This window comes from Streptosporangium sp. NPDC000095 (assembly GCF_042899335.1).
In the GTDB taxonomy this organism is placed as follows: Bacteria; Actinomycetota; Actinomycetes; order Streptosporangiales; family Streptosporangiaceae; genus Streptosporangium.
Map to the genome: position 1 here is coordinate 1,167,081 of NZ_JBIAZS010000001.1, position 15,766 is coordinate 1,182,846.

Here is a 15,766-nt window from a genome sequence, read left to right on the forward strand (position 1 = left end):
GGCGGGCCGCTCTCACGCGTTCGGGGATCACCCGCCGCGAAGCCGTGCCGCGCGTTCGGAGATCACCCCCGATGGGTCGTTCTCACCCCTGGCAGGCCGCCACGACGCGGTCGACGGCCTCGGCGAGCGGGATCTCCTCCTTGGCGCCGGTGGCGCGGTCGCGCAGCTCCGCGACCCCCTGGGTGAGACCTCGGCCGACGATCAGGATCGTCGGCATGCCGAGCAGCTCGGCGTCCTTGAACTTCACCCCCGGGGAGACGCCGGCCCGGTCGTCCACCAGGACGCGCAGCCCTCGGGCCTCCAGCTCTTCGGCGAGGCGGGTGGCGGCCTCTATCTGGCCGTCCTTGCCGGTGCCCACGACATGGACGTCGGCGGGAGCGATCTCACGGGGCCAGACCAGGCCGAGCTCGTCGTGCCTCTGCTCGGCCAGCACCGCCACGGCCCGGGAGACGCCGATGCCGTAGGAGCCCATGGTGACGCGAATGGGCTTGCCGTCGGGGCCGAGGGCGTCGAGCTTCGCGGCGTCGGCGTACTTGCGGCCGAGCTGGAAGATGTGGCCGATCTCGATGCCGCGGTCGATGGACAGGCCGGAGCCGCAGACCGGGCAGGCGTCGCCCGCGCGGACCTCCGCGGCCTCGATGGTGCCGTCGGCGACGAAGTCACGGCCGGCGACGACGTCCACGGCGTGCTTGCCCGGCTCGTTCGCGCCGGTCACCCAGGCGGTGCCGTCGACCACGCGGGGGTCGACGAGGTAGCGGATGCCGAGATCCTTGAGGACCTGGGGGCCGATGTAGCCGCGGACCAGGCCGGGGTGCCTGGCGAAGTCCTCGGCCTCGAAGATCGCGGGCTCACCGGGGGCGAGGGAGGCCTCCAGCCGCTTGAAGTCGACCTCGCGGTCTCCGGGAACGCCGATGATCAGGGTCTCGGTCTTGCCCGTGCCGGGAACCGTCACCTTGACCACGATGTTCTTGAGCGTCTGGGCGGCGGTGATGCCGAGGCCGTAGTGCTCGTTGACGTGGCCGACCAGTGACTCGATGGTCGGGGTGTCGGGGGTGTCGAGCACCCGCGTCGCGGGCCGCTCACCGGTGACCGCGGCCGGCGCGGGGGTGACGACGGCCTCCGCGTTGGCCGCGTAGCCGCAGTTGTGGCAGGCGACGAAGGTGTCCTCACCGGTGGCCGCGGGAGCGAGGAACTCCTCGGAGGCCGACCCGCCCATCGCCCCCGAGGTGGCGAAGCAGATCTTGTAGGCGATGCCGAGGCGGTCGAAGGTCTTGATGTAGGTCTCGCGGTGACGCTCGTAGGAGCGCTTGAGGCCGTCGTCGTCGAGGTCGAAGGAGTAGGAGTCCTTCATGACGAACTCGCGCCCGCGCAGGATGCCGGCCCGGGGACGGGCCTCGTCGCGGTATTTGGTCTGGATCTGGTAGAGAGTCACCGGATAGTCCTTGTAGGAGGAATACTCCCCCTTGACCATGTCGGTGAACATCTCCTCGTGGGTGGGCCCGAGGAGATAGTCGGCCCCCTTGCGATCCTTGAGGCGGAAGAGCGTGTCGCCGTACTCGGTCCAGCGGCCGGTCGCCTCGTAGTATTCGCGGGGCAGCAGGGCGGGGAAGAGCACCTCCTGTCCGCCCATGCGGTCCATCTCCTCGCGCACGACGCGCGTGACGTTCTCCAGGACCGTCTTGCCGAGCGGCAGCCAGGAATAGACGCCGGGCGCGACGCGGCGGACGTAACCGGCGCGGACGAGCAGCTTGTGGCTCGGGACTTCCGCGTCTGCCGGGTCGTCCCTCAGCGTTCGAAGAAACAGCGACGACATGCGCAGCAGCACGGCTACTCCTAGCTAGCGAGGTTCGATGCCCTACAGGCTATCGAGTCTCGCAAGCCGATTGTCTGCGGTCGGCGGCTTCCGAACCCCCACCGCACCTCCACCGAACCCCCGCCGCGCCCCTCAGAGCCCGGTGAGGAAAACGAAGTACGAGGCACCGAGGACGATTGCGATCAGCGCGGAGCAGACATGGTCGCGTCCGCGCCCCAGCGAACCCAGCATCCCCACCGCGATCGCGACCACCGCCGCGACGCCCCACGGCCAGAAACCCGAGACGTACTCGGGCCCACCGGGCATCGTCTTGTCGATCCCGTCGAGCAGCGCCAGCCCGGCCGCGCCGCCGGCCGCGGTGGTCCCCCAGCGGTCGCGGCGTTTGGCGAGGTAGGAGAGGATACCGATCGCGACGAGGTTCGTGATCATGAGGTTTATCGAGATGCCGTCGTCGCCGAGGCTCATGCTCCAGGCACTCGACTCGAAGATCGCGGCGACGAGCAGAGAGAGTATCGGCCCGAACGTGGCCAGCACGCTGGAGAGCACCGCCCAGCCGAAGCCGGTGGCGGTCCGCCCCACGACGACGACGAGGAGAAGGTAGGCGTACGGGTTGTAAAGCGCGTACAGCAGATCGGGCCCGTAGGCCGCCAGCGCTCCGACGCCCCCGAGCAACATTCCCACGAAGAGCGAGAGGAGCATGTGCCGCAGGATGGCGCGATCCCGGCGGTCTCCCGCGGCGAAGTCAAGCGTGTAATTGCGTTCCACCAAAGCCACTGATCCCCCGATCACATTTGCTAGTGGCCATCGGCAGTCTATCTGACCTGCGACAACACCTCGAACAAATCAAATTCGCAAAGCAAGCAAGCACTTGGCGACACTGCTGTCACCCGGCTTTCCTTGAGCGTTTGATTAATCTTTCACATAACTCCGCCGAAGCTCCGCGACGCCGCCCGCGCCTTTCTCCTGCGGTATTCCGGCCTCCGGACGCCCCCGACCGGTCCACCGTCGGGTGGGCGGGGGTCCACTCGGGAGAACACGGGAACACGCCCCCGACGCCCCCCTGGAGGATCTTTCAACGACGGGAGGCGGAACCCGGCATCGGATGACATCTTGATCACCGCATCCGCCGTTCACCGAAGAAAGGCTCGATCATGTCGGCGCGTGAGTCTGGCAGTCGCCCCCCTCGGTGATACAGAATCGAGCAGGGCGTCGCGTTCATGACATCCAACGCCGAGGAGGCGATATGTCACTGCGAGTCGCGATCGTGGGGTCAGGACCCGCCGGGATCTACACCGCCGAGGCTCTGACGAAACAGGCCACCGTGCCTCTCAGGGTGGACGTGCTGGAAAGGCTGCCGACGCCGTACGGGCTGGTGCGGTACGGAGTGGCTCCCGACCACACCTCGATCAAGTCGATAGCCGGATACCTGCGCGGCGTGCTGGAGCTTCCCGAGGTGCGGTTCCTCGGGGGCGTCGAGCTGGGCAAGGATGTCGACGTCGCCGACCTGCTCGACTGCTACGACGCCGTGGTCTACTGCACCGGCGCGATGGTGGACCGACGGATGGGCATTCCCGGCGAGGACCTGCCGGGCAGTGTGGCCGCCACCGACTTCGTCAACTGGTACTGCGGTCACCCCGACATGCCCGCCGACCGTTTCGTCCTCGACAGCCCCGAGGTCGCGGTGATCGGCGTGGGCAACGTGGCGGTCGACGTGGTGCGCGTCCTGGCCAAGACCGCGGAGGAGTTGCGCGCCACGGACGTGCCGGAGGAGGTGCTGACCCGGCTCGCCGCCAGCGAGGTGAAGACCGTCCACATGATCGGGCGCCGGGGGCCCGAGCACGCCAAGTTCACGTTGAAGGAGCTCAGGGAGCTGGGCGAGCTGGCCAACGCGGACGTGCGCGTACGGCCCGAGGAGTGCGTGGCGGACGTCACGGCGGCCTCCCGGCAGGTCCGGGGGAACGTCGAGGTGCTGCGGAGCTGGGCGACCCGCCCCGCGAGGGGCCTTCCCCGGCGGCTGGACGTGCGGTTCTGGATGCGCCCGGTGGAGATCCTCGGCGAAGGGCGGGTGGAGGCGCTCAGGCTGGAGCGCACCCGGCTGGAGGACGGCCGGGTGGTCGGCACCGGCGAGTTCGAGACCCTCCCGGTCGGCATGGTGCTGCGCTCGGTCGGCTACCAGAGCGTGCCACTGCCCGGTGTCCCCTTCTCGGAGACCACCATGACCGTGCCGAACGAGGCCGGCCGGGTCCGCGACCGCGAATACGTCGCGGGCTGGCTCAAGCGGGGTCCCACCGGTGTGATCGGCACCAACAAGTCCGACGCCGCGGAGACGGTCCGCACCCTCCTCGCCGACCTGGCCGACCTCGGTCCTGTCCGCCGCGCGGACCCGGACGAGCTTCTCGCCTCCCGGGGCGTCTCGCCGATCACCTACGAGCACTGGCTCGCCATCGAGGCGGCCGAGGCGGCTCTGGCCAGGTCCCTCGACCGAGGAGAGCGGGTGAAGCTCCTCGGCCTCGCCGCCATGCTCACCGCCTGTGATCTGGAGCTACGGTCGGGAGGCGATCTGGAGGCCGGCCGAACCGGCCAGGCGGGCTGAACCGGCGACCGGCCGGGCAGCCCTTACCGACCGAACCGGCCAAAAGCCGGGAATGGCCGGTGAACCGGGCGCTTTCGCACTCGCGCCCCGGTCGAACCGGCACGCCCGCCCCGAACCGGCCCCCGCGCGAACCAGCACGTCCAGGAGGAGCACCAGCATGCGCGTCACGCTCGCCGACCCGTCCGCCCTGATCCCGGGTTTCGAGCAGACCCACCGTGAGCAGTCCGCGCTGTACCCGTACCGACCGGCCGACTGGCAGCCCGTGCACACGGTCTACGTCCCCGCCGACCGGTTCGACGCCGGAACGACGCGGGAGTGGGGGGACGCCGCGCTGGAGCTGTTCCGGCGGCACCTGCCGGCGGGCGACCTCGCCGTGATCCTCGGCACGACCCCCGGCGTTGTTCTCGGTGCCCCCGGTGCCCCCCTCGGTGCGCCCTTCGGCGCGGGCGAGGACGTCGCCGGAGCCGTGCACCGGATGGTGGCCGCCAAGCTCGCCGGGGAGCCCGTCGAGGACCTGCGGATCGACTTCGAGGACGGCTACGGGACGCGCCCCGGGGAGGAGGACGGCCACGCCTCCTCCGCAGCCAAGGCGATCGCGGCCATGCACGCGGCCGGGACGCTCCCCCGCCGCTGGGGGCTGCGGGTGAAGTCGTTCGCCGACGGCGACCCGGTCCGCGCCGTCAGGACCCTGGACGGTTTCCTCACCGGCGTGCTCGATCGGGCCGGGCACCTGCCCGAAGGCTTCGTGGTCACCTTCCCGAAGGTGCTGATGAGGGACTACCTGTACCAGTTCGCCGACTGCCTCGACGCGCTGGAGGACGGACTGGGTCTCGGCCGGGGCGCACTGAGGTTCGAGATCCAGGTGGAGGCGCCGCAGACGGTGCTGTTCCTCGACGCGGGCCTGGTGACCTCCCTGCGGGGCAGGCTGGCCGCGGCCCACTTCGGTGTCTTCGACTACACGGCGAGCTGCGCCCTTCCACCGCACGAGCAGCGGCTGGACCACCCCGCCTGCGACCACGCCAGGCACGTCATGCAGACCGTCTTCGCCGGGACCGGGGTGGAACTGTCGGACGGCTCGCTGGCCGCCTCTCCCGCCTCGGACGGCGGGAGTGACGTGCGGGCCCTGTGGCGGCGCCACGCGGAGCTCGTCGGGCACTCCCTGAAGCACGGCTTCTACCAGGGCTGGGACATGCACCCGTCACACCTGGTCAGCCGGTACGCGGCGGTCTACGCCTTCCACCTGTCCCGGTACGGGGAGTACGCCCACCGGGTACGCGCCTGGGAGGAGCGGCGCGACGCCGGTGAGGGGGTGATGGACGAGCCCGCCACGGTCAAGACCATGGCCGCCGCTCTCCGCCGCGCCGACCTGGCACTGGGCGACGGCCTCGCGAAGCCACCGGCCTGACCCCGGTCACCTCCAGGGTCCGGTCTCGGCCACGGGTGCCGGGCACGGGTTCCCCCGGGGGAGGCCCGATCCGGGTGGCACGGCGGGGATCCCACCGTCTCTCGCGGCCGATCATCGCGCCCCCACAGGGCCTCGTCGAGGCCCGACGAGGCCCTGTGGGGCTCAGTCGATCAGGGTGCGCCACTCGCGGACCCGGCGGGCGTCGACCGGGTCCGACCAGGACGCCCGCACGGCGCTGCCGACGTGGAAAGCCCGCACGCCGTACTCCATCAGCGCTCCGACGTGGCAGGGCCGCAACCCACCCCCGGCCATGATCAGCGGGCCGTCGCCGGCCTCGCACCGGGTCTTGAGCACCGGCAGCCCGTCCGCCACGCCACCGGGCGCACCTGAGGTGAGCACGGTGGCGAGGTTGGGCAGGAGACGGACGGCACGCCAGCTCGCCTGGATGTCGGCCGCGTGGTCCACCGCCCGGTGGAAGGTCCAGGGCAGCGGCGCGACCGCGTGGATGAGCGTCTCGGTGGCGGCCAGGTCGACCGCTCCCGCCTCGTCGAGGAAGCCGAACACGAACCCGGCCGCGCCCGCGTCGGCGAGGGCCCTGGCAGCGCGGCTCAGGGCCTTCAGCGACTCGGGCGTGGCCAGGAACGACGCCTCCGCGCGCAACATCACCATCTGCGGAAGCGCGCACTTCCTGGAGATCGCCGCGACCGTCTCCACCGCCGGGGTGACCCCGTCGGAGGTCATGTCGGCGACGACCTCCAGGCGATCGGCGCCGCCCGCTTCCGCGGCGACGGCGTCACGCACATCGAGCGTGATCACCTCAAGTAAGGATCCGGTCATGGATGGAGGCTATCGGATGGTTTTGTCCTGGGATCGCCGTGGTTCAGACATGCTCGGGGACGAACGCTCCGCGCCGGTCCGAGAAGGGCAGCGCGAGGCCGGACGCGCGAGCGCGCAGGCCCCCCGGCCGCTGGAACAGGGCGCCCGAGGCGCGGTGCGGCAGGTCGACCGTGCGGAGATGCGCGAAACGCTGTCCCCGATAGTAGTCCTGCAACCTTGAGTTGTCCTTGGAGCAGTCAAGCCTGAGCCATCTTTTCCCCAAGGCCAGGGCTCGCAGGCCCGCCCAGTCGAGGAGCGCCTCTCCCAGGCCCGTACCGGCGTGGTCGCGCGCCACGGCCAGCTTGTGGACATAGAGCGCCGAGGAGGGATCGTCGTCCCGGCTCCAGAACTCGGGGTCGGCGTGGCCGTCCAGGGCGAGGGTGGCGACGGGCCCGCCCTCCCAGACGTGTCCGTCGTCGGCGTCCAGGTCCGCCCTCTCCTCCTCGGCCTGCCTTTCCAGCAGGTACAGGACCCCCTCGCCGATCAGCGGGGTGATGCGCCCGGCGGGGAAGCCGTCCGCGGGCCACTGCCGCACGCCGCGGCCGTTCAGCCATCCGGCGGTCTCGGCGAGGAGCGTGAGCACTCCGTCGAGGTCACCGTCCGTGGCCCTGCGCAGCGTGAACGGGCGCGTGGCGGTGGGACTGGCGGTGTTCGAGTGCATGGTTCATCCCTTCGTTGCGTTTGGTGCGTGAGATGACACGGAGTGTGACCACGTGATGGCGCACGGCAGCCATGTCGGGCTAGGCGGATGCCTAGGGGTCTGGGGTGAGCGGCGGGGCCGCGCCGGGGAGGGGAGGCGGGGAGAGGCCCAGCGGAACGAGAGGCGCGGGCGGGCGCGGAGAGCGGCGTCTAGCCACCCGGCGGGCGCGACCCTGTTTTCGCCCGCGGCGCGGGCGGAACGGCGGCCGGCCCGTCAGGGCGGTCACGGAGACGTCAACGGCTTTCCAGCTCGTACCGGATCAGGTGTTTGTCCGCGGGCAGGACGGAGACCGCCACGCGCACGGGGGTGTCGTCCTCGTCGTAGCCGACCCGGATGTAGACGACGACCGGCGTGCCGAGCTGGAGCTGGAGTCGTTCGCTCTCGGCGCTGTTGGGCATCCGCGCCCAGATGTCGTCCACCACCCGCACCTGACGGTGGCCGAGTTCCTCCAGGACCTTGTTCGCCCCGCGCTTGATGTCACCGGGGCGGGTGATCTCGGAGTCCGCGACCAGGGCGAGGGGGAAGTAGGAGTCGTTGGTGTTGTACGGCTGGCCGTCCACGAAGCGCAGCCTGCGGCGGACCACGGCGAGCTCCTCGTCGGAGAGTTCCAGCCTGCTGGCGATCTCCTCGGCCGGCTGCACGATCGAGACCTCGATCTCCTGACTCGGCGCGCGCCCCTCGCGGGAGACGGCCCAGGCGAAGGCCTCCATGGTCTCCTCGCGCCGCGGCTGCAGCTCGCGCTGGGGATGCATGAGCAGCGGGCGGCGTTCCCTCACGACGGTTCCCCTGCGGGGGGTGCGGGTGACCAGGCCCTCGTTCACGAGCTCGCCGAGGGCGAGCCGTACGGTGTTGCGGCTCACCTGGTGCACGAGCATGAGTTCCGCCTCGGTCGGCAGCTGATCTCCCGGTCCGAGCGCACCGGAGTAGATGGTCCTCCGCAGGTCGGAGGCCACCTGTTGATACAGCGTTGACCGTGCCATTAAGTCCCCTTTGTGCCAACAAAACTAGACGATCTGGTTCTAGTGGGGAACAGCCCCTTGACCCAACCTCCCAAGACCCGCATCATCCAATCGTTGGTACAAATCCACCGAAAGGTCTACGAGGGGGGTGGAAGCCGGTGCTGTCGGTCCGCACGAACACGCCGCACGCGCCCTGGCGTGAGCCCCGCGAGGCGACGCGTCTGCTGCGTTACGCGTTGCACCGCCAGGGATTCACCCACACCTACCAGAGCAACGGAAACGGCATGTCCGTGCTCTCGGTAATGACCGATCTAACCGTTTGGTGTAAAAACGGGTTGTTTGTCTGGAATGAGGACGGCATCGAGTCGTCCCACCCGGCCGACGACCCGGCGGGAGCGGCCCGTCTCATCTCACGGCACTACCGGCGGCCCACACCCGACGACGACCTCCCGGAGGAGGCGGCGGACCTTTCTGTCCACGCCTTCGCCGCCACAGGCTCCGAGCGCGACTAGCGGACCGAGGACCCCATCCCTCGCCGGGGTCCTCCGTCGCCGCGCCGGGGGCGGAACGCGTCCTGGCGGGTCCCCCACGCCCGCCAGGGCGCGCTTCCCATCACGGAAACGCGTCCTGACGGGACAGGGACCCGCCGGGACGTGATCGCTCGCCTCCCCTCACCTCCGCCTCCGACGGCGGGCGACCCGCTGGGACGGAAGACGTGAGACCACACGAGGGAAGACGATCACCCTCCGTACCGCTGCGGGAGGCCCTGGAGCTGTGGCGGGGACCCGCGCTCGCCGACGCCGCGGACGCCACCTCCGTGCGGGCCCTGGTCCTGCGACTGGAGAAGCGCAGGCTCGGCGCCCCGGAGGACCGCATCGAGGCCGCCCCTTCAGCGGGGCGAGCACCGGGCCGCGGTGCCCGAACTGCACCTGCTACCCGTTGGGGGAAAGACTCAGGAGCCCTCTCATGCGCGCCCGCGGGCGGGTGGCGGGCAGGCGGAGGCTCTGCTCGCGTTCGAGGAGACGCGGCGGATGCCAGCGGACGAGCTCGGCGCCTACGTCCTCGCCGGGGAACCGGCTCCCGCGGGCGGCGACCACCGCGCATGGCCTCCTCGTACGAGTACGAGGAGGCCATGCGCGAGTACGCGGCGGGATGCCGGGGGCGGGCGACGAGGTGGGCAGGCGGATGGTCCCCGAGAGCCGGTTCATGGCCTGGTTCGTCAGCCAGAACTACAAGCTTCTGCCCTACGTGCCGCGGAAGGGCCTGATCGCCAAGGACATCCGGTGGACGGTGAACGCCATCACCCTGAAGGACTACGAGCGCCGCCCCGGCCGGACCACGCACCGCCGCGAACATTTCCGTTCGCGGTGGACTCCGGCCGGGTGAGCCGCTCCGGGATCGTGCGGCGGCAGTGTGGCCGCGTCAGGAGGCGGTGGCGCGGGCGGCGGCGTCGATGAGGTCGGCGACGGCGGCGGGCTGGGAGACGGTGACGGCGTGGGAGGCGTCGATCTCGACGGTCGTCGACCCCGCCCTCTTGGCCATGAAGCGCATGGATTCGGCGGGAATGGCCAGGTCCTGGGTGGTGACCATGGTCCAGGACGGGATGGTCTTCCAGGCAGCCCTGGTCGCCTTGTCCGCCAGCGCGTTCGCTTCGATGGGCCGCTGCGTGGCCGCCATCAGCGCGGCCGTCTCCGGGTCGACGTCGGCGGCGAACACCTCACGGAACCCGTCCTGCCGGATGTAGAGGTCGGTCCCGGTGCCCCCACCGGCCGCCGGGTACGGCACCTGGTAGAGGGCGGAGCCGAGCTCACCGCCGGGGAACCTGGCCGCCAGCTCGCCGGTGCTCTCGCCGACCTCGAGGTTGAAGCTGGCGATGTAGACGAGCGCTACGGCGCCGTCGGCGCCGTCGGCGGCCTCGCTCATCACCGATCCGCCGTACGAGTGGCCGGCGATCACGATCGGGCCGGTGAGGCTGTCGAGCACGCTGCGCAGGTACGCGGCGTCCTCCCGCAGTCCGCGCAGCGGGTTGGCGACGGCGATGACCGGGTAGCCGCGGCGCCGGAGGTCGGCCACCACACCGTTCCAGCTCGCGGACTCGGCGAAGGCGCCGTGGACCAGGACGACGGTGGGCTCGCGGGACGTGGTGCTCATCGGGACTTCCTCTCGATAAGAGAGCGGCGGCTGCTGCTCATGAGGGAAATATGCAATATATTGCTAGCACCGTCAACCTCGCAGCCCGGTTTGAAGTTTCCCGCTCGGTGTGCGCAATATATTGCATGCCCATCCCGCACAACACGCCCGCCATCGACCGACATCTCCTGCGTGACAACGTCTACCAGCGCCTGCGCGACGCCATCGTCGACGGCAGCCTCGCGCCGGGCGAGCAGTTACGCGACGTCGAGCTGGCGACCCGGCTGGGGGTCAGTCGCACCCCTGTCCGCGAGGCGCTGCTGCGGCTCGCGGAGGCCGGGCTGGTCGTGGCCCAGCCGGGACGCTCCACGACGGTGAGCTCGCTGAACCTGCGCGACATCCGTGAAGCCCGCGACGTGGTGGCGGCGATGCACGAGCTCGCCGTCCGTGAGGCGGTGGGCGGTCTCACCGAAGCCGACCTCGACGCGATGCGCGAGGCCAACGACCGGTTCCGCGCGGCGATCGAGCAGGGCGACGTCGAGGCGGCCCTGCTCGCCGACGACGAACTGCACGGCATCCCCGTGCGGGTGGCCTCGAACCGGGCCCTGACCTCGGTCCTCGACCAGTTCACGCCGGTGCTGCGCCGCGCCGAGCGGCTGCGCTTCTCCTCGCTGGGCGGGCGTGCCTCCCTCACCCGGCACGAAACGCTGATCCGGTTCTGCGCCGCCGGAGACGCGGACCAGGCGGCGGCGATCGCCTTCGACACCTGGCGCACGCTGCCGGCCACCGAGGAGTGAGCATGCCCCTGTCCGATTTCCCCGCCACCGTGGAGCGAGCATGACCCTGTCCGATTTCCCCCGCCACCGGCTGACCTTCGGGCCGAGTCCCGTCCATCCGCTGCCGCGGCTCACCCGGCATCTCGGCGGGGCGTCCATCTGGGCGAAGCGCGAAGACTGCAACTCCGGGCTCGCGTACGGCGGCAACAAGACCCGCAAGCTCGAGTACATCGTCCCCGACGCGCTCGCCCAGGGTGCCGACACACTGGTGTCGATCGGCGGATACCAGTCCAACCACACCCGCCAGGTCGCCGCCGTCGCCGCGTCGCTGGGGTTGAAGGCGGTGCTGGTGCAGGAGAACTGGGTCGACTGGCCCGACTCCGTCAACGACCGGGTCGGCAACATCATGCTGAGCCGGATCATGGGCGCCGAGGTCAGGCTCGACCCGGCCGGCTTCGGCATCGGCTTCAAGGACTCGTGGAACCGGGCGATCGAGGACGTGAAGGCGCGCGGCGGCACGCCGTACCCGATCCCGGCGGGCGCCTCCGACCACCGGCTCGGCGGGCTCGGGTTCGCGAACTGGGCGTACGAGGTGGCGGAGCAGGAACGTGAGCTGGGCGTCTTCTTCGACACCGTCGTGGTCTGCGCGGTCACCGGCTCGACCCAGGCCGGCATGATCGCCGGGTTCGCCGCCCTGGAGGAGGCCGGCGGCCGGCCGCGCCGGGTGATCGGGATCGACGCGAGCGCGAAGCTCGAGGAGACCCGCGACCAGGTGGCCCGGATCGCGAGGGCCACCGCCGAGCTCATCGGCGTCGGCCGCCCCCTGAGGGAGGACGAGATCACCATCCTCGACGGGTGGGCGGGCGACCTGTACGGGATCCCCGTCCGGTCGACCCTGGACGCGATCCGGCTCACCGGCGAACTGGAGGGCGTGATCATCGACCCGGTCTACGAGGGCAAGTCGATGGCCGGTCTGATCGACCTCGTCACCGGCGGGGAGATCCCCCGCGACTCCACCGTCCTGTACGCCCACCTGGGCGGCCAGCCGGCGCTGAACGCCTACAGCGGCCTGTTCACCCACGCGATTCCGGTCACCTGACCCCGCTCACGGCTCGCGCTCGAACGCCCCCTCGGCGTCGTTGACCGCGCGGCTCAGCTGAGGCCGCCGTTGGCCTGGAGGTTCTGGCCGGTGAGCCAGCGGCCGTCGGGTCCCACCAGAAAGGCGACGACGTCCGCGATGTCCGAGGGCGCGCCGAGGCGGGAGAGCGGGGTGAGCGCGGCGATCTCGGTGAGGACCTTCTCCGGGTTGGTACCGCGCAGCAGGTCGGTGTCCGTCGCGCCCGGAGAGACCGTGTTGACGGTGATGCCCCGCCCGCCGAGCTCGCGGGCCGCGACGGCGGTCAGCTGTTCGAGCGCGCCCTTGCTCGCCGCGTAGGGGGCGATACCGGCCGCGGGGCGGACGGTGTTGAGAGTGGAGATGTTGACGATGCGGCCGCCGTCGCGCATGTGCCTCGCGGCGTACCGGATGGTGAGGAAGGCGGCCTTGGCGTTGACCGCCATGGCGCGGTCGTACAGTTTCTCGCTGGTCTCCGCGATGGAGATCGGGGTGAAGCTCAGCGCGGCGTTGTTCACCAGGATGTCGAGGCCGCCGAGGACCTGCTCGGCGGTCTCCATCAGCCACTCCGCGGCGCCGCGCCTGGCGAGGTCCACCTGGACGGCGCGGGCGCTGCCGCCCGCCTCCTTGACGGCCTCCTCCACCTCGCTCGCGGACACGGCGGCGTTCGCGTAGCCGAAGACGACGTCCGCCCCGTCGCGGGCGAGGCGCTCCACGATCGCCCGGCCGATGCCCCTGGACCCCCCGGTGACCACCGCCGTCCTGCCTTCGAGCACTGCCATGTCGCCCCTCCGCCTCTCCCGTGAACTCCCCGGCCGTGGCCTTCGCGTCCGCTCCCCGTCCGTGCCCCTCGGCTCCCCGCGAATCTATGATCAACCGGCGTGCCTGTCGATGCCTCTCCTCCTTTCGGACAGCCGTGCCGGAGCCCGCGCACCGGATGGGAACGGGAGCGGTTCCTTGGTGCGTTCCAGATCCGTAATGCTCCGGCCCTGGCGGAATTTCGGTCCCGCGACCTAATCTGCCCACCATGACCACCGATGGGCGCTCGGCGCGCATTCTCGACGTCCTCATCACCGAGTTCGGTGACTCCATGAAGCGTGACCCCGCCGCCTTCCGGCGCAAGTTCCGGAAGATGGCCGCCTCGCCCTTCGCCTTCTACCGGGGCAGTGCCTGCCTGTTCTACGCGGACATGACCGGCGAGTTCGCCGACGACGCCTTCCTCGACGACCAGACGCGACGCGTCTGGATCCACGGCGACCTGCACGCCGAGAACTTCGGCACCTACATGAACGCCTCGGGCGTCCTGGTGTTCAACGTCAACGACTTCGACGAGGCCTACGTCGGCCCGTACATCTGGGACCTGCGACGGTTCGCGGCCAGCGTCGCGCTCATCGGGTACGCCAAGGCGCTGTCGGACGACGCCATCGGCGAGCTGGTGACCGGGTTCGCCCACTCCTACCTCTCCGAGCTGCACGGCATCTCGGAGGGCGGGGACGACGCGATCGGCTCACTCACCCTGGAGACCACCACCGGCGTGCTGCACCGGGTGCTGCAGCACGCCCGGCTGAACACCCGGGTGGCGCTGCTGGAGCTGGAGACCACCATCGAGAACTTCGACCGCAGGTTCGCCGTCATGGACGGCCGCTACCCGGTGGACCAGGAGACTCGCGAGGCGGTGGAGGTGGCCTTCCGCGACTATCTGACGACCCTTCCCGCGGTCTCCGAGATGGAGCACACGATCAAGGACTTCGCGCTGCGCACCGGCGTCGGGATCGGCTCGGCCGGGCTGCCCTCGTACAACATGCTTCTTGAGGGCCACACCCAGGCACTGGAGAACGACGTCATCCTCTACATGAAGCAGGCCCAGGTGCCGGCCGTCGCGCGGTACATCACCGACGAGAAGGTGCACGGCTACTTCAAACACCAGGGCCACCGCACCGCGGAGTCGCAGCGGGCCCTGCAGGCGTACGCCGACCCGTGGCTCGGCTACACCACGCTGAACGGCGTCGGCCAGATGGTCGCCGAGGTCTCCCCCTACTCCGCCGACCTGGACTGGGGCGACGTCAACGAGCCGGACGAGCTGTCCTCGGTCATCCGCGACCTGGGCCGGGCCGTGGCCAGGATGCACTCGGTGGCCGACGACGAGTCCAGCCACGACCTGGTCGACTTCTCCACCGAGGACGCGATCGTGGCCGTGATCGACGGCGACACCGAAGGCTTCACCCGCGGCCTCGTCGAGTTCGCCCACACCTACGGGGCACGGGCGAGGGCCGACCACGGTCTCTTCGTCGACCTGTTCAGGAACGGCCGCCTCCCCGGTCTGTGACCTCTCCCGGTCACTGTCTCCCGTTTTCGACCTCCACCCCTCGGCGGGCCTCGGCGTGGTGGCAGGCGACCTGGGCCTCGGCCGAGGAGGGCAGGACGGGCAGCGGCCGTGACGCGCACAACCCGTCGACCCCCGCCTCGGCCGCCGCGCCCGAGGCGAGGACCTGGCAACGCGGATGGAAGCGGCAGCCCGGCGGGACGCGGGTCGGGTCCGGTGGCTCGCCGCCCAGCACCACGGGTGACGGCGACTCCGGCAGGACCGAGAGCAACGCCTGGGTGTACGGGTGCGACGGCGCGGTGAGGATCGTTTCCACGGGTCCGGCCTCGACGATCCTGCCGAGATACATCACCGCGACGCGGTCGGCGATGTTCCAGGCGAGCCCGAGATCGTGGGTGACGACCAGCGCCGACAGGCCGAACTCGTCGCGGAGGCGGAGCAGCAGGGCGAGGATCTCGCCGCGTACCGACGCGTCCAGCGAGGCCACCGGCTCGTCGGCGACCAGCACCCTGGGCTCCAGCGCGAGGGCTCCCGCGATGACGACGCGCTGGCGCTGGCCGCCGGACAGCTCGTGCGGGTAGCGGCCGAAGAACCGCTCGGGAGGCCGCAGCCCGGCGCGTGACAGCGCGGAGGCGACCCGGTCCGCCTCCGCGGGCAGCCGGTGGATGCGCGGCCCCTCGGCCACCGCCTCGTAGACGGTGTGCCGGGGGTTGAGCGATCCCGTGGGGTCCTGGAGCACGAGTTGCACCTCGCGCCGATGGGCCCGCAGCGCGCGTGAGGAGTAGGCCAGCGGTGCCCCGCCGTACCGGACCGACCCCGAGGCGGGCCGCTCCAGGCCGAGCAGGGTGCGAGCCAGCGTCGTCTTGCCGCAACCGGACTCGCCGACCAGCGCGACGATCTCCCCCTCGCCCACGGCGAGGTTCACCCCGTCCACCGCGCGGGCGCGGCGCCCGCGCGAGGCGAACTCCACGCGCAGGTCCCGCGCTTCGAGCAGGGTCATCGGGCCTCCTCGGGGACGCCGTGGACACACGCGTCGCGCGGGATCATCGGGCCTCCTCGGGAACACAGGACGCGGAC

The 15,766-nt window shown here is 70.8% G+C and carries 16 protein-coding genes; 8 read left to right on the top strand and 8 right to left on the bottom strand.

Features of this window, described 5'->3' with window-relative positions; all coding sequences use genetic code 11:
* Window positions 1-82: 82 nt before the first annotated feature.
* Together ACFY3V_RS04870 and ACFY3V_RS04875 are read right to left on the bottom strand one after the other, a co-directional pair.
* Window positions 83-1,825, bottom strand: a complete 1,743-nt coding sequence (locus tag ACFY3V_RS04870) for a proline--tRNA ligase (RefSeq protein WP_350944721.1) — start codon at window positions 1,823-1,825, stop codon at window positions 83-85.
* 120 nt (window positions 1,826-1,945) lie between these two features.
* Window positions 1,946-2,578 carry a hypothetical protein gene (locus ACFY3V_RS04875; RefSeq protein ID WP_389770020.1) on the bottom strand — a complete coding sequence of 211 codons (633 nt, stop codon included), beginning with the start codon at window positions 2,576-2,578 and terminating at the stop codon, window positions 1,946-1,948.
* A 478-nt stretch (window positions 2,579-3,056) separates the two neighbouring features.
* Here ACFY3V_RS04875 and ACFY3V_RS04880 point away from each other — a divergent pair, with 478 nt between their 5' ends.
* Together ACFY3V_RS04880 and ACFY3V_RS04885 are read left to right on the top strand one after the other, a co-directional pair.
* Window positions 3,057-4,406: an FAD-dependent oxidoreductase gene (locus ACFY3V_RS04880; RefSeq protein ID WP_389770023.1), complete on the top strand. Its 1,350-nt coding sequence runs from the start codon at window positions 3,057-3,059 to the stop codon at window positions 4,404-4,406.
* Between the two features lie 157 nt (window positions 4,407-4,563).
* Window positions 4,564-5,811, top strand: a complete 1,248-nt coding sequence (locus ACFY3V_RS04885) for a DUF6986 family protein (protein WP_362898607.1) — start codon at window positions 4,564-4,566, stop codon at window positions 5,809-5,811.
* Window positions 5,812-5,973: 162 nt separating this feature from the next.
* Here the strand turns inward: ACFY3V_RS04885 and ACFY3V_RS04890 are convergent, their stop codons facing one another.
* The 3 genes from ACFY3V_RS04890 to ACFY3V_RS04900 form a co-directional block, all read right to left on the bottom strand.
* On the bottom strand, window positions 5,974-6,648 hold the full coding sequence (locus ACFY3V_RS04890) for a copper homeostasis protein CutC (protein ID WP_350944725.1): 675 nt from the start codon (window positions 6,646-6,648) through the stop codon (window positions 5,974-5,976).
* 43 nt (window positions 6,649-6,691) lie between these two features.
* Complete coding sequence (locus ACFY3V_RS04895; protein ID WP_389770028.1) at window positions 6,692-7,348, bottom strand: GNAT family N-acetyltransferase; 657 nt, start codon at window positions 7,346-7,348, stop codon at window positions 6,692-6,694.
* A gap of 272 nt (window positions 7,349-7,620) precedes the next feature.
* Window positions 7,621-8,367 carry a GntR family transcriptional regulator gene (locus ACFY3V_RS04900; RefSeq protein ID WP_362501119.1) on the bottom strand — a complete coding sequence of 249 codons (747 nt, stop codon included), beginning with the start codon at window positions 8,365-8,367 and terminating at the stop codon, window positions 7,621-7,623.
* Between the two features lie 137 nt (window positions 8,368-8,504).
* On the opposite strand from ACFY3V_RS04900, the gene ACFY3V_RS04905 reads away from it, so the two are divergent.
* The 3 genes from ACFY3V_RS04905 to ACFY3V_RS04915 all read left to right on the top strand — a co-directional run bounded on the left by ACFY3V_RS04905 (window position 8,505) and on the right by ACFY3V_RS04915 (window position 9,732).
* Window positions 8,505-8,858 carry a hypothetical protein gene (locus tag ACFY3V_RS04905; RefSeq protein WP_362898612.1) on the top strand — a complete coding sequence of 118 codons (354 nt, stop codon included), beginning with the start codon at window positions 8,505-8,507 and terminating at the stop codon, window positions 8,856-8,858.
* Between the two features lie 203 nt (window positions 8,859-9,061).
* Window positions 9,062-9,613, top strand: a complete 552-nt coding sequence (locus tag ACFY3V_RS04910; RefSeq protein WP_389770032.1) for a BTAD domain-containing putative transcriptional regulator — start codon at window positions 9,062-9,064, stop codon at window positions 9,611-9,613.
* A complete protein-coding gene (locus tag ACFY3V_RS04915) occupies window positions 9,532-9,732 on the top strand; it encodes a hypothetical protein (RefSeq protein WP_362898616.1) in 201 nt (66 codons plus the stop codon). Before ACFY3V_RS04910 ends, ACFY3V_RS04915 begins: the two co-directional genes overlap by 82 nt.
* A 36-nt stretch (window positions 9,733-9,768) precedes the next feature.
* Here the strand turns inward: ACFY3V_RS04915 and ACFY3V_RS04920 are convergent, their stop codons facing one another.
* Window positions 9,769-10,497, bottom strand: coding sequence for an alpha/beta hydrolase (locus ACFY3V_RS04920; protein ID WP_389770035.1), 729 nt, complete (start codon window positions 10,495-10,497; stop codon window positions 9,769-9,771).
* Window positions 10,498-10,622: 125 nt separating this feature from the next.
* On the opposite strand from ACFY3V_RS04920, the gene ACFY3V_RS04925 reads away from it, so the two are divergent.
* Both ACFY3V_RS04925 and ACFY3V_RS04930 read left to right on the top strand, forming a co-directional pair.
* A complete protein-coding gene (locus tag ACFY3V_RS04925; protein ID WP_362898621.1) occupies window positions 10,623-11,273 on the top strand; it encodes a GntR family transcriptional regulator in 651 nt (216 codons plus the stop codon).
* A 40-nt stretch (window positions 11,274-11,313) separates the two neighbouring features.
* Window positions 11,314-12,351, top strand: coding sequence for a 1-aminocyclopropane-1-carboxylate deaminase (locus ACFY3V_RS04930; RefSeq protein WP_362898623.1), 1,038 nt, complete (start codon window positions 11,314-11,316; stop codon window positions 12,349-12,351).
* Between the two features lie 53 nt (window positions 12,352-12,404).
* Here the strand turns inward: ACFY3V_RS04930 and ACFY3V_RS04935 are convergent, their stop codons facing one another.
* Window positions 12,405-13,148 carry an SDR family oxidoreductase gene (locus ACFY3V_RS04935; protein WP_362898625.1) on the bottom strand — a complete coding sequence of 248 codons (744 nt, stop codon included), beginning with the start codon at window positions 13,146-13,148 and terminating at the stop codon, window positions 12,405-12,407.
* 245 nt (window positions 13,149-13,393) lie between these two features.
* On the opposite strand from ACFY3V_RS04935, the gene ACFY3V_RS04940 reads away from it, so the two are divergent.
* Window positions 13,394-14,692, top strand: a complete 1,299-nt coding sequence (locus tag ACFY3V_RS04940) for a DUF2252 domain-containing protein (RefSeq protein ID WP_362898627.1) — start codon at window positions 13,394-13,396, stop codon at window positions 14,690-14,692.
* 10 nt (window positions 14,693-14,702) lie between these two features.
* On the opposite strand, the gene ACFY3V_RS04945 is transcribed toward ACFY3V_RS04940, so the two are convergent.
* Window positions 14,703-15,689 carry an ABC transporter ATP-binding protein gene (locus ACFY3V_RS04945; protein WP_362898629.1) on the bottom strand — a complete coding sequence of 329 codons (987 nt, stop codon included), beginning with the start codon at window positions 15,687-15,689 and terminating at the stop codon, window positions 14,703-14,705.
* Between the last annotated feature and the right edge of the window lie 77 nt (window positions 15,690-15,766).